Genomic DNA, 11,731 nt, shown 5'->3' with positions numbered 1-11,731 from the left:
GTGCGACTTATTCGTTGCGCATCAACGGGTAAAGCTCTTTGAGCAATTTGCGTCGGCTGATCACCAGCTGCCAACGATGACCGCCCAATTGCCGCCACAACCGCGCCGACCGAATACCGGCCAGCAGCAGTGCGCGGATTTTCGAGGCGTTGTTCGGTTGCTGCAGGTTGCGCATGTCGCCGTGCACCTGGATGCGTTGGCGCAAGGTGCTCAAGGTGTCCTGGTACAGCGCACCGCAGGCGGCGATCACGTTTTCGTGGGCCGGGCCGAAGTGTTCTACCTGGGACTGGATCTGTGGCAGGCGTTTGCCGATGGTTTCCAGCATGTCTTCGCGCTTGGCCAACTGGCGCTCGAGGCCGAGCATCGACAGGGCGTAGCGCAGCGGCTCGCGCTGCAAGGTGCTGGGGTCGCGCTCCAGGGCGCCGATCAGGGCGCGATAACCTTCACGCAGTGCGAGGTCGTCGCCGCCGTAGACTTCCAGGGTGTCCTTGGGGTCGCGGATCAGCAGGCTGCCGAGCATGCAGGTCAGGCCGGCTTCGGTGACCTGGCCGGTCTTGGCGATCTTGTCCACCAGCACGGCGGAGAGAAATACCCCGCCGAGTGCCGTCAATTGCTCCTGGGTCGGGCTCATGCCGGGTTGCTCCAGGCTTCGGCGACTTCAATCACGCCGCCGCCCAGGCAGATTTCGCCGTCATAGAACACCACGGACTGGCCAGGAGTGACCGCACGTTGCGGGTCATCAAAGGTGGCGCGGTAGCCCGTCGCGGTTTTTTCCAGGGTGCAGGGCTGGTCGCCCTGGCGATAGCGCACCTTGGCCGTCAGGCGGCGCGGGGTGCTCAGGTCGATCGGGTTGACCCAATAGATCTCCGAGGCCAGCAGCGCGCCCGAGAACAGCAGCGGGTGTTCATTGCCCTGGCCGACGATCAGCACGTTGTGCTCCAGGTCCTTGACCAGCACGTACCACGGCTCTTCGCCGGCATCCTTCAAGCCGCCGATGCCCAGGCCCTGGCGCTGGCCGATGGTGTGGTACATCAAGCCATGGTGACGGCCGATCACTTCGCCGTCGGTGGTCTTGATCTCGCCCGGTTGCGCCGGCAGGTACTGCTTGAGGAAGTCGCTGAAACGGCGCTCGCCGATAAAACAGATCCCGGTGGAATCCTTCTTCTTGGCGGTCGCCAGGCCGTGTTGCTCGGCGATCCTGCGCACTTCTGGCTTTTCCAGCTTGCCCACCGGGAACAGGGTCTTGGCGATCTGTTCACCGCCGACGGCGTGCAGGAAGTAGCTCTGGTCCTTGTTCGGGTCCAGGCCCTTGAGCAGTTCGGTACGGCCATCGATGTCGCGGCGACGCACGTAGTGGCCAGTGGCAATCAGGTCGGCGCCAAGGATCATGGCGTAGTCGAGGAACGCCTTGAACTTGATTTCGCGGTTGCACAGGATGTCCGGGTTCGGCGTGCGACCAGCCTTGTATTCGGCCAGGAAGTGCTCGAACACGTTGTCCCAGTACTCGGCGGCGAAGTTGGCGGTGTGCAGCTTGATGCCAATTTTGTCGCACACGGCCTGGGCGTCCGCGAGGTCGTCCATGGCGGTGCAATATTCCGTTCCATCGTCTTCTTCCCAGTTCTTCATGAACAGGCCTTCCACCTCATAACCCTGCTCCATGAGCAGAACGGCGGAAACGGAAGAATCCACGCCGCCGGACATGCCGACGATGACGCGCTTCTTTTGTGTGTCAGAAGGGGCTGGATCACGCATAGGGTTTCAACGGGTGTCTTGAAAAAGGACGCGATTCTAACAGGCCTGGGCCCGCAAGGCTAAAGAGAAGGGCGGATCAATTCCAGGCTGTGACGCTGGCCGGCCAGATAATCATCGATACAGCGGATGATCAGCTCGCTACGCCAGTCGTCGCGCACGGCCATCAGCTCGTCACGGCTCAGCCAGCGGGCGCGCAGGATGCCTTCGTCCAGTTGATAGTCCGGGTGGTGTTTCAGTGCCTTGGCAATAAAGCAGACGCGTTGATAGGTAACCCCGTTGCTGGGTGCGGTGTACAGGTAGATGCCGACGATGCCGGTGGCTTCCACGTCCCAGCCGGTTTCCTCGAGGGTTTCGCGCACGGCGGCCTCGATCAGGGTCTCGTCTGGGTCGAGGTGGCCGGCAGGCTGGTTGAGCACGGCGCGGCCGCCCTTGAGTTCTTCGACCATCAGGAACTTGCCGTTGTCTTCGACGATGGTGGCGACGGTGATGTGGGGTTGCCAGGTCATGGGATGCCTCTCGATTCTGAATGCAGCGCAGTCTTGGAGCAGGATTACAGCAGTGTGGGAGGGGGCAATCCCCCCTCCCACAAGGATGATGCATAAGCAATCTGCATGATGCGCCTGACATTTTATGATTTTACCGATTTCAGCGCCTGGCGCAGCTTATCTCTCCAGAACCCTCAGTTTGGAGAGTGTCATGAACCCTATTGCCGATAAAAGCTACGAAGTACGCCTTACATCGCCACTGCCCATTGTCTTCATCCTGCTGTGGAGTTCCGGCTACATCGGCGGTGCGTACGGTGTGCGTTATGGCGAGCCCTTCACCATGACGTTCTATCGGTTTGCCCTGGCTGCCCTGGTGTTCCTGGGCGTTGCACTCGCCATCAAGGCGCAATGGCCGAAACGACTTGCACCCTACTTCCATGCTGCGACAGTGGGACTGCTGTTGCAGGCCCTGCAGTTCGGCGGCCTTTACGCCGGCATCAGCCAAGGCGTTCCCGCAGGGCAGGCGGCATTGATCGTCGGGCTGATGCCGGTGTTCGTGGTGATCGGTGCCTATTTCTGCCTGGGTGAACAATTGAGCTGGCGCGACCTGCCGGGTTCGATCCTGGGTGTTGGCGGCGTGGCCATCGTCGTGGCCAGCAGCTTTTTTGGCTCCGAGGCGTCAGTGGGTGGTTACGGCGCGGTGGGCTTGGCGCTATTGGGTATCACGCTTGGCACGCTCTACCAGAAGCGCTTTCTTGGCGGGGTGAATCTATGGGTGGGGTGTTTCATTCAGATGGTCACCGCGTCGTTGGTCATGTTGCTGCTGGCATACACCACTGAAACCATGCAGGTCACCGAGTGGGTTCCATTCGTAGCGTCGGTGGCCTGGATCACGCTGATGAACTCCGTGGGTGCGCTGACGCTGCTGTATTTGATGATTCGACGCGGGGAGGCGAGTAAGGCGACGAACTTGTTTCATGTGATTCCGGCGGTCACGCAGATCATGGCGTCGTTGGTGTTGGGTGAGGTGCCGAGTGGGGTGGCGATTTTAGGGTTTGTTGTTTCAGGGGCGGGGGTTTATTGGATGAATCATGTGCGCGCCAAGTAGGTAGTCTTGACAGGTATAGCGGGCGCCTTGCACTAATGGCAGGGAATAATTACTCACTCCCATGGGTGTGGCATGAGAGTCAATCTTGATATTCAGTCGCTGCGCAGTTTCCTCAAGGTCGCAGAACTGGGCAGTTTCACCCGGGCCGCGCAAGCGTTGAGCCTGACCCAGCCGGCAATCAGCCAGCAAATTCGACGACTTGAGGATTTGCTGGGTGTCGAGCTTTTTGCCCGCGACAATCGGCAGGTGTTGCTCACCCTCGAAGGAGAGCGCTTGACCGGCTATGCCCAGCAGATGGTCAGCGTCAACGACAAAGTGGGGAGCCTGTTTGATGCCAGTCGCACTCAAGAGTCCGTGACGCTGGGTATTCCCGAATATTTCAGCGAGGAAATCCTGCAGCGCGTTATTCCTGCTCTGGCGCTTGAATTACCTTCAGTGCGAATTGTGGTCAAGGTCGCGCGTTCCCTGTTGCTCGCGGAGGCGTTCAGTGAGGGACGAATCGATATTGGCCTGATGATTGATGAGTTGCCAAAAGTCGCTGGCGTGCCTTTGCATGCACTTTCGTTGATGTGGCTGGGTGGCGAGTGTGCGGCAGCCCCCATGGAAGGGCAGGAAGTTTCGCTGGCGCTGTTCAAGGCGCCCTGCGTGTTCAGGAGCCTGGCGATTCGGCGTTTGGAGGAGAGTGGCATCAGGTGGCGCTGCGTGTATGAGTCTGAAGACTTGATGTCGCTGCGTTCAGCGGTTCAGGCGGGAGTCGGTGTGACGCTTTTACCCTGGTTTGCCCAGGTGCCGGGCTTGAAAAACGTCGAAGCGCTCGCGCATTTGCCTGCGCTGCCGGGGTTTGGGGTTGAACTCAAGCAGCGGCCGGGCTGGGAGCCTTGGTACAAACCGCAGTTCCTGGCGATTATCGAGGCCGCATGGCGCGAGGAATACGGTGTTGCATAAACCCTGAAAACACAAACCCCGGCACGTGGCCGGGGTTTGTGATGCATCCCTACAACCTTACTTCAACTTGGCAATCGCCGCATTGAGGGTGTTGCTTGGGCGCATGGCCTTGCTGGTCAGCTCCGGGTTCGGCGCGTAGTAGCCGCCGATGTCCACTGGCTTGCCCTGTACGGCATTGAGCTCGGCAACGATGGTTGCTTCGTTCGCGGCCAGGGTCTTGGCCAGTTCGCTGAATTGACCTTGCAGTGCAGTGTCTTCGGTCTGGGCGGCCAGGGCCTGGGCCCAGTACAGCGCCAGGTAGAAGTGGCTGCCGCGGTTGTCGATGTTGCCGACTTTGCGCGATGGCGACTTGTTGTTGTCGAGGAACTGGCCGGTGGCCTGGTCCAGGGTCTTGGACAGCACCAGGGCTTTCGGGTTGTTGTATGTCACACCCAAATGCTCGAGGGAAGCGGCCAGGGCCAGGAACTCGCCCAGGGAGTCCCAGCGCAGGAAGTTCTCTTCCAGCAGCTGTTGCACGTGCTTCGGTGCCGAGCCGCCGGCGCCGGTTTCGAACAGGCCGCCGCCATTCATCAGCGGCACGATCGACAGCATCTTGGCGCTGGTGCCCAGTTCCATGATCGGGAACAGGTCGGTCAGATAGTCGCGCAGTACGTTGCCGGTCACCGAGATGGTGTCCAGGCCTTTGCGGGTACGTTCCAGGGTGAACTTCATCGCGTCGACCGGCGACATGATGCGGATGTCCAGGCCTTCGGTGTTGTGGTCTTTCAGGTAGGCCTGGACTTTCTCGACCACGACGCCGTCGTGTGCACGCTTGGGGTCCAGCCAGAAGATGGCCGGGGTGTTGCTGGCGCGGGCACGGTTGACGGCCAGCTTGACCCAGTCCTGGATCGGCGCGTCTTGGGTCTGGCACATGCGGAAGATGTCGCCGGCTTCGACTTTCTGTTCCATCAGCAGGTTGCCCTTGCTGTCGGTCACGCGGACGACGCCGTCAGCCTTGACCTGGAACGTCTTGTCGTGGGAGCCGTACTCTTCGGCTTTTTTCGCCATCAGGCCAACGTTTGGCACGCTGCCCATGGTGGTAGGGTCGAAGGCGCCGTTGGCCTTGCACTCTTCGATCACCGCCTGGTAGATGGTGGCGTAGCAGCGATCCGGGATCACGGCCTTGGTGTCGTGCAGCTGGCCGTCGGTGCCCCACATCTTGCCTGAGTCACGGATCATGGCCGGCATCGAGGCGTCGACGATCACGTCGCTCGGCACGTGCAGGTTGGTGATGCCTTTGTCGGAGTTGACCATCGCCAGGGAAGGGCGAGCGGCGTAGACCGCCTGGATGTCAGCTTCGATCTGCGCCTGCTGCTCGGCCGGCAGGGCCTTGATGCGGGCGTACAGGTCGCCGATGCCGTTGTTCAGGTTGAAGCCGATTTGTGCCAGCACGTCTGCGTGCTTGGCCAGGGCGTCTTTATAGAATTCGGCAACGATCTGGCCGAACATGATCGGGTCGGAGACCTTCATCATGGTGGCTTTCAGGTGGACCGACAGCAGCACGCCTTGTTTCTTGGCGTCTTCAATTTCAGCGGCGATGAAGCTGCGCAGGGCGTTCTTGCTCAGTACTGCGCTGTCGATGATTTCGCCGGCCTTGACGCTGGTCTTTTCTTTCAGGACGGTGGTGGTGCCGTCCTGGGCGACCAGCTCGATCTTGACAGCGTCAGCGGCTTCGATCTGCACGGCTTTTTCGCTGCCGTAGAAGTCGCCGTTGCTCATGTGGGCAACGTGGGACTTGGAGTCTGCAGCCCAGGCGCCCATCTTGTGCGGGTGCTTGCGAGCGTAGTTCTTGACCGACAGCGGCGCGCGGCGGTCGGAGTTGCCTTCGCGCAGTACCGGGTTCACGGCGCTGCCCTTGACCTTGTCGTAACGTGCACGGGTTTCTTTTTCCGCGTCGGTGGTTACGGTTTCCGGGTAGTCCGGCAGGGCGTAGCCCTGGGCCTGCAGTTCCTTGATCGCCGCTTGCAGCTGCGGGGTCGAGGCGCTGATGTTAGGCAGCTTGATGATGTTGGCTTCAGGGGTAACGGCCAGGTCGCCCAGTTCGGCGAGGTGGTCCGGTACGGCCTTGGTGCCCAGTTGCTCGGGGAAGCTTGCGAGGATGCGCCCTGCGAGGGAGATGTCGCGGGTTTCCACGGCAATATCAGCGGAAGCGGTGAAGGCCTCTACGATAGGCAGCAGTGAATAGGTGGCGAGGGCTGGGGCTTCGTCGGTGAAGGTGTAGATGATCTTCGAGCGGGTGGGCATATTCGGATTAACTCTCTTCTTTGCTGAAAGCGTGCGCAGAAACTCGAGATGCGCCGGGTGGAGCGCGTTCGTTCAAAGTCATCCATGAGCGAAAGGTCGAGGTTTCTTCGCGGTGATGTTGGGTTGCATCAGTCGAGCGTCAAGCGGGTGGACTATTGTATTAGTCCTGCTTTGTAGCGGAGGGCCCTGTTCCAGAGCGGTCTGCCATCGTGACTCTTTGGTCAGCGGCGGCATTATACATAGGTCGCTATGCTTACGCCGAGCCTTCATACAAAAGGTGTGTCGTCCATTGGTCTAAAGGTCGCAGGTACCGGGTTACGCCTAAAGTCGCACGAAGTGCTCAAGATTGGCGCTTTTCCCTTTGCTTTCAGGCTTGTAGGCGACAATTTATGCTGTTTTCGATGCAAATGAGCATGGCGCGAGGTTTCAGTCGCCATTTATCTGGAGTAGGCTCGAACGCAGCCAGATGTTCAATCCATAGATGGAGTTCAGCATGGGATACAAGAAGATTCAGGTTCCGGCAGTCGGCGACAAAATCACCGTCAATGCAGACCATTCTCTCAATGTTCCTGACCAACCGATCATCCCGTATATCGAAGGTGATGGTATTGGCGTCGACATCAGCCCGGTGATGATCAAGGTGGTCGACGCAGCTGTTGAAAAGGCCTACGGCGGCAAGCGCAAGATCTCGTGGATGGAGGTGTACGCCGGCGAGAAAGCGACCCAGGTCTACGACCAGGACACCTGGCTGCCCCAGGAAACCCTGGATGCGGTCAAGGATTACGTGGTGTCCATCAAGGGCCCGCTGACCACTCCGGTAGGGGGCGGCATTCGTTCGCTGAACGTGGCCCTGCGTCAGCAACTCGACCTCTACGTGTGCCTGCGCCCGGTGCGCTGGTTCGAAGGTGTGCCCAGCCCGGTCAAGAAACCAGGCGATGTGGACATGACCATCTTTCGCGAAAACTCCGAAGATATTTACGCCGGGATCGAGTGGAAGGCCGGCTCGCCGGAAGCGACAAAGGTCATCAAGTTCCTCAAGGAGGAAATGGGCGTCACCAAGATTCGTTTCGATCAGGATTGCGGCATTGGTATCAAGCCGGTATCGCTGGAAGGCACCAAGCGCCTGGCGCGCAAGGCCCTGCAATATGTAGTGGATAACGATCGCGACTCGCTGACTATCGTGCACAAAGGCAACATCATGAAGTTCACCGAAGGGGCCTTCAAGGAATGGGCCTACGAAGTGGCGGCTGAAGAGTTCGGTGCGACCCTGCTGGATGGCGGCCCGTGGATGCAGTTCAAGAACCCGAAGACCGGCAAGAATGTAGTGGTCAAGGATGCTATCGCCGATGCCATGCTCCAGCAGATCCTGTTGCGTCCGGCCGAGTATGACGTGATCGCGACCCTCAACCTGAACGGCGACTACCTGTCCGACGCCCTGGCGGCAGAGGTGGGCGGTATCGGGATTGCGCCGGGTGCCAATCTGTCCGACACCGTTGCCATGTTCGAGGCGACCCACGGTACTGCGCCCAAGTATGCGGGCAAGGACCAGGTCAACCCGGGTTCATTGATCCTGTCGGCGGAAATGATGCTGCGTCATATGGGCTGGACCGAAGCGGCCGACTTGATCATCAAGGGCACCAACGGTGCTATCTCGGCCAAGACCGTGACTTATGACTTCGAACGCCTGATGGATGGCGCGAAGCTGGTGTCTTCGTCGGGCTTTGGGGATGCATTGATTTCGCACATGTAAAAGCCCGGTACAAAAAAACCGGCCAACCCAAGTCGATCGGGTGGCCGGTTTTTTATCGCATGTCACTCGCTTCGCGGGGTGTCAGGCCGTTTGTTTCTTTTCGTTATGAGCGGTTGATGGCGTGTTTTTTTCATGTGTTTCGGCTTTCACTGCACCGATATTCACGGCGTGCAGCCCTTTCGGTCCTTGAATGATTTCAAAGCTCACAGCTTGGCCCGCCTTCAGCGTTTTGTACCCATCCATGTTAATCGCTGAATAGTGCGCAAAAAGGTCCTCGGTTTTACCGTCTTCATTAACAAAGCCATATCCCTTGGCATTGTTGAACCACTTGACCTTGCCACTGATCTTGACGCCAGACATACCCATATCCCTCTGCACCAGACTCCATCACTGGAGTATCATCCAGTTTATCCGTCCTAACCCGAATAAATAAGGTTGACTGCGCGGACCTTTTTTACCCACTGTGGGTTCTATTGGTTGTAACACCGATTTGCCGATAGTCAAGGCGACTGAGCGGTCAGAGTTGAAATTCTGACAGGTCGCCCCCACCACTGTATTTGAACCACTGACGAACCTTTCTTTCCATGCATGCAATCAGCCAGATTCGACTAACATTCAATCAGGATCGACCGGATCACGAACACGATGACGACGGTTCTGCAGGCATTGCTGTTCAGGAGGCCAAGCCTGCTTTACAGGCGCCGCCGATGTACAAGGTGGTTTTGTTCAACGATGACTACACACCGATGGATTTCGTGGTCGAAGTGCTCGAGGTGTTTTTTAACCTGAACCGCGAGTTGGCGACCAAGGTAATGCTGGCCGTTCACACAGAAGGACGGGCAGTATGTGGAGTGTTTACCCGTGACATCGCCGAGACAAAGGCCATGCAGGTCAACCAGTACGCCAGGGAAAGCCAGCATCCGCTACTCTGTGAAATCGAGAAGGACGGTTAACGCCGACCACTTGGGTATGAGGTGAAGCTATGTTAAACCGCGAGCTCGAAGTCACCCTCAATCTTGCCTTCAAGGAGGCTCGTTCGAAGCGTCATGAATTCATGACCGTCGAACACCTGCTGCTGGCACTTTTGGATAACGAAGCTGCCGCCACGGTACTACGTGCGTGCGGCGCCAATCTCGACAAGCTCAAGCATGACCTGCAGGAGTTTATCGACTCCACCACGCCACTGATCCCCGTGCATGACGAGGACCGTGAGACCCAGCCAACCCTGGGCTTCCAGCGGGTATTGCAGCGTGCTGTTTTCCACGTACAGAGCTCCGGTAAGCGTGAAGTCACAGGCGCCAATGTGCTTGTGGCGATCTTCAGCGAACAGGAAAGCCAGGCAGTGTTCCTGCTCAAGCAGCAAAGCGTTGCCCGTATCGATGTCGTCAACTACATCGCCCACGGTATCTCCAAGGTGCCTGGGCACGGCGATCATTCCGAGGGTGAGCAGGATATGCAGGACGACGAGGGCGGTGAGTCTTCTTCTTCAAGCAACCCGCTGGATGCCTATGCCAGCAACCTCAATGAGCTGGCGCGCCAGGGGCGGATCGATCCGTTGGTGGGGCGTGAGCTTGAGGTGGAGCGCGTAGCGCAGATCCTGGCGCGCCGTCGCAAGAACAACCCGTTGCTGGTGGGTGAGGCGGGCGTGGGCAAGACCGCGATTGCCGAAGGCCTGGCCAAGCGCATCGTCGACAACCAGGTGCCGGACCTGCTGGCCAATAGTGTCGTCTACTCCCTTGACCTGGGCGCGTTGCTCGCCGGGACCAAGTACCGTGGCGATTTCGAGAAGCGCTTCAAGGCCCTGCTCGGCGAGCTGAAAAAACGCCCGCAGGCGATCCTGTTCATCGACGAGATCCACACCATCATTGGTGCCGGTGCGGCATCCGGTGGTGTGATGGACGCCTCCAACCTGCTCAAGCCGTTACTGTCGTCGGGTGATATCCGCTGCATCGGTTCGACCACCTTCCAGGAATTCCGCGGCATCTTCGAGAAAGATCGTGCCTTGGCGCGTCGCTTCCAGAAAGTCGACGTGTCCGAGCCGTCGGTCGAAGACACCATCGGCATCCTGCGCGGGCTCAAGGGGCGGTTTGAAGCGCACCACGGCATCGAGTACACCGATGAGGCGCTGCGTGCGGCCGCCGAGTTGGCGTCGCGCTACATCAATGACCGGCACATGCCGGACAAGGCCATCGATGTGATCGACGAGGCAGGGGCCTACCAGCGCCTGCAGCCGGTCGAGAAGCGTGTGAAGCGCATCGACGTGCCTCAGGTCGAGGACATTGTCGCGAAGATCGCGCGGATTCCGCCAAAACACGTCAACAGTTCCGACAAGGAGCTGCTGCGTAACCTGGAGCGCGACCTCAAGCTCACCGTGTTCGGCCAGGACGCAGCGATCGACGCGCTGTCCACCGCGATCAAGCTGTCGCGTGCGGGCCTCAAGTCGCCGGACAAGCCTGTCGGTTCGTTCCTGTTCGCCGGTCCTACCGGTGTCGGCAAGACCGAGGCGGCGCGGCAATTGGCCAAGGCCATGGGGATCGAGCTGGTGCGCTTCGACATGTCCGAATATATGGAGCGTCACACCGTGTCGCGCCTGATCGGTGCGCCTCCGGGCTATGTCGGTTTCGACCAGGGCGGCCTGTTGACCGAGGCGATTACCAAGCAGCCCCATTGCGTACTGCTGCTCGATGAAATCGAGAAGGCCCACCCGGAAGTCTTCAACCTGCTGCTGCAGGTAATGGACCACGGGACCCTGACCGACAATAACGGGCGCAAGGCGGACTTCCGCAATGTCATCCTGATCATGACCACCAACGCCGGTGCCGAGACGGCCGCGCGGGCTTCGATCGGCTTTACCCACCAGGATCACTCGTCCGATGCGATGGAAGTGATCAAGAAGAGCTTCACGCCGGAGTTCCGCAACCGCCTGGATACCATTATCCAGTTTGGTCGCCTCAGCCATGAGGTCATCAAGAGTGTGGTGGACAAGTTCCTTACCGAGCTTCAGGCGCAGTTGGAAGACAAGCGCGTGCAACTGGATGTCACGGAAGCGGCACGCAGCTGGATCGCCGAAGGTGGCTACGACGCGGCAATGGGCGCTCGCCCGATGGCGCGCCTGATCCAGGACAAGATCAAGCGGCCGCTGGCCGAAGAGATCCTGTTTGGCGAGCTTTCCGACCATGGTGGCGTGGTGCATATCGACCTGAAGGATGGCGAGCTGACCTTCGAGTTCGAAACCACGGCTGAAATGGCCTGATCGTTCTGCAATAACGCAAAAGGCGCCGAAAGGCGCCTTTTTGCTGTCTTGAAATGCAATTCTCAGAATGGGGCTTGCCCCCTCCCACAGGATCCCTTGGTGTTGGAGAAATCCCATGCACACAAAAACGCCCGGCATAACCGGGCGTTTTGTAT

General features: G+C 59.2%; 10 protein-coding genes. 5 read left to right on the top strand and 5 right to left on the bottom strand.

Annotation, left to right across the window (positions count from 1 at the left end):
* Positions 1–7: 7 nt before the first annotated feature.
* The 3 genes from hflD to BFP99_RS23695 are packed head-to-tail and all read right to left on the bottom strand — an operon-like array spanning position 8 to position 2,258.
* A complete protein-coding gene (gene hflD / locus BFP99_RS23705; RefSeq protein WP_027606331.1) occupies positions 8–631 on the bottom strand; it encodes a high frequency lysogenization protein HflD in 624 nt (207 codons plus the stop codon).
* Positions 628–1,752, bottom strand: coding sequence for a tRNA 2-thiouridine(34) synthase MnmA (gene mnmA, locus BFP99_RS23700; RefSeq protein WP_065948353.1), 1,125 nt, complete (start codon positions 1,750–1,752; stop codon positions 628–630). The genes hflD and mnmA overlap by 4 nt, the downstream gene beginning before the upstream one ends.
* A gap of 59 nt (positions 1,753–1,811) precedes the next feature.
* Positions 1,812–2,258 (bottom strand): NUDIX hydrolase, encoded by a 447-nt coding sequence (locus BFP99_RS23695; RefSeq protein WP_065948352.1) that lies wholly within the window; start codon positions 2,256–2,258, stop codon positions 1,812–1,814.
* 190 nt (positions 2,259–2,448) lie between these two features.
* Here BFP99_RS23695 and BFP99_RS23690 point away from each other — a divergent pair, with 190 nt between their 5' ends.
* A complete protein-coding gene (locus tag BFP99_RS23690; protein WP_065948351.1) occupies positions 2,449–3,345 on the top strand; it encodes a DMT family transporter in 897 nt (298 codons plus the stop codon).
* A 72-nt stretch (positions 3,346–3,417) separates the two neighbouring features.
* Positions 3,418–4,290 carry a LysR family transcriptional regulator gene (locus tag BFP99_RS23685; protein WP_065927071.1) on the top strand — a complete coding sequence of 291 codons (873 nt, stop codon included), beginning with the start codon at positions 3,418–3,420 and terminating at the stop codon, positions 4,288–4,290.
* A 57-nt stretch (positions 4,291–4,347) separates the two neighbouring features.
* Here the strand turns inward: BFP99_RS23685 and BFP99_RS23680 are convergent, their stop codons facing one another.
* Complete coding sequence (locus tag BFP99_RS23680) at positions 4,348–6,573, bottom strand: NADP-dependent isocitrate dehydrogenase (protein ID WP_065948350.1); 2,226 nt, start codon at positions 6,571–6,573, stop codon at positions 4,348–4,350.
* A 493-nt stretch (positions 6,574–7,066) separates the two neighbouring features.
* Between BFP99_RS23680 and icd the strand changes: the two genes are divergently transcribed.
* Positions 7,067–8,323 carry an NADP-dependent isocitrate dehydrogenase gene (gene icd / locus BFP99_RS23675; protein WP_027606337.1) on the top strand — a complete coding sequence of 419 codons (1,257 nt, stop codon included), beginning with the start codon at positions 7,067–7,069 and terminating at the stop codon, positions 8,321–8,323.
* Between the two features lie 81 nt (positions 8,324–8,404).
* Here icd and cspD read toward each other — a convergent pair whose 3' ends face one another.
* Positions 8,405–8,683, bottom strand: a complete 279-nt coding sequence (cspD, locus tag BFP99_RS23670; protein WP_043293603.1) for a cold shock domain-containing protein CspD — start codon at positions 8,681–8,683, stop codon at positions 8,405–8,407.
* A gap of 224 nt (positions 8,684–8,907) precedes the next feature.
* On the opposite strand from cspD, the gene clpS reads away from it, so the two are divergent.
* Entirely contained in the window at positions 8,908–9,276 is a 369-nt protein-coding gene (gene clpS / locus BFP99_RS23665; protein WP_010567912.1) for an ATP-dependent Clp protease adapter ClpS, read from the top strand.
* 29 nt (positions 9,277–9,305) lie between these two features.
* On the top strand, positions 9,306–11,576 hold the full coding sequence (clpA, locus tag BFP99_RS23660) for an ATP-dependent Clp protease ATP-binding subunit ClpA (RefSeq protein ID WP_027606339.1): 2,271 nt from the start codon (positions 9,306–9,308) through the stop codon (positions 11,574–11,576).
* Positions 11,577–11,731: the final 155 nt, after the last annotated feature.

The sequence above is a fragment of the Pseudomonas sp. 1 R 17 genome, assembly GCF_900067035.1.
Taxonomy (GTDB): domain Bacteria; phylum Pseudomonadota; class Gammaproteobacteria; order Pseudomonadales; family Pseudomonadaceae; genus Aquipseudomonas; species Aquipseudomonas marginalis.
Note: the sequence above shows the minus strand (reverse complement) of the source record. Positions and strands in the feature narration are given on the sequence as shown.

Coding starts and splice junctions, on each gene's coding strand:
- BFP99_RS23695 (WP_065948352.1), bottom strand. CDS start 2,258: ATGACCTGGCAACCCCACATCACCGTCGCCACCATCGTCGAAGACAAC.
- BFP99_RS23685 (WP_065927071.1), top strand. CDS start 3,418: ATGAGAGTCAATCTTGATATTCAGTCGCTGCGCAGTTTCCTCAAGGTC.
- cspD (WP_043293603.1), bottom strand. CDS start 8,683: ATGTCTGGCGTCAAGATCAGTGGCAAGGTCAAGTGGTTCAACAATGCC.
- clpS (WP_010567912.1), top strand. CDS start 8,908: ATGCATGCAATCAGCCAGATTCGACTAACATTCAATCAGGATCGACCG.
- BFP99_RS23680 (WP_065948350.1), bottom strand. CDS start 6,573: ATGCCCACCCGCTCGAAGATCATCTACACCTTCACCGACGAAGCCCCA.
- mnmA (WP_065948353.1), bottom strand. CDS start 1,752: ATGCGTGATCCAGCCCCTTCTGACACACAAAAGAAGCGCGTCATCGTC.
- BFP99_RS23690 (WP_065948351.1), top strand. CDS start 2,449: ATGAACCCTATTGCCGATAAAAGCTACGAAGTACGCCTTACATCGCCA.
- clpA (WP_027606339.1), top strand. CDS start 9,306: ATGTTAAACCGCGAGCTCGAAGTCACCCTCAATCTTGCCTTCAAGGAG.
- icd (WP_027606337.1), top strand. CDS start 7,067: ATGGGATACAAGAAGATTCAGGTTCCGGCAGTCGGCGACAAAATCACC.
- hflD (WP_027606331.1), bottom strand. CDS start 631: ATGAGCCCGACCCAGGAGCAATTGACGGCACTCGGCGGGGTATTTCTC.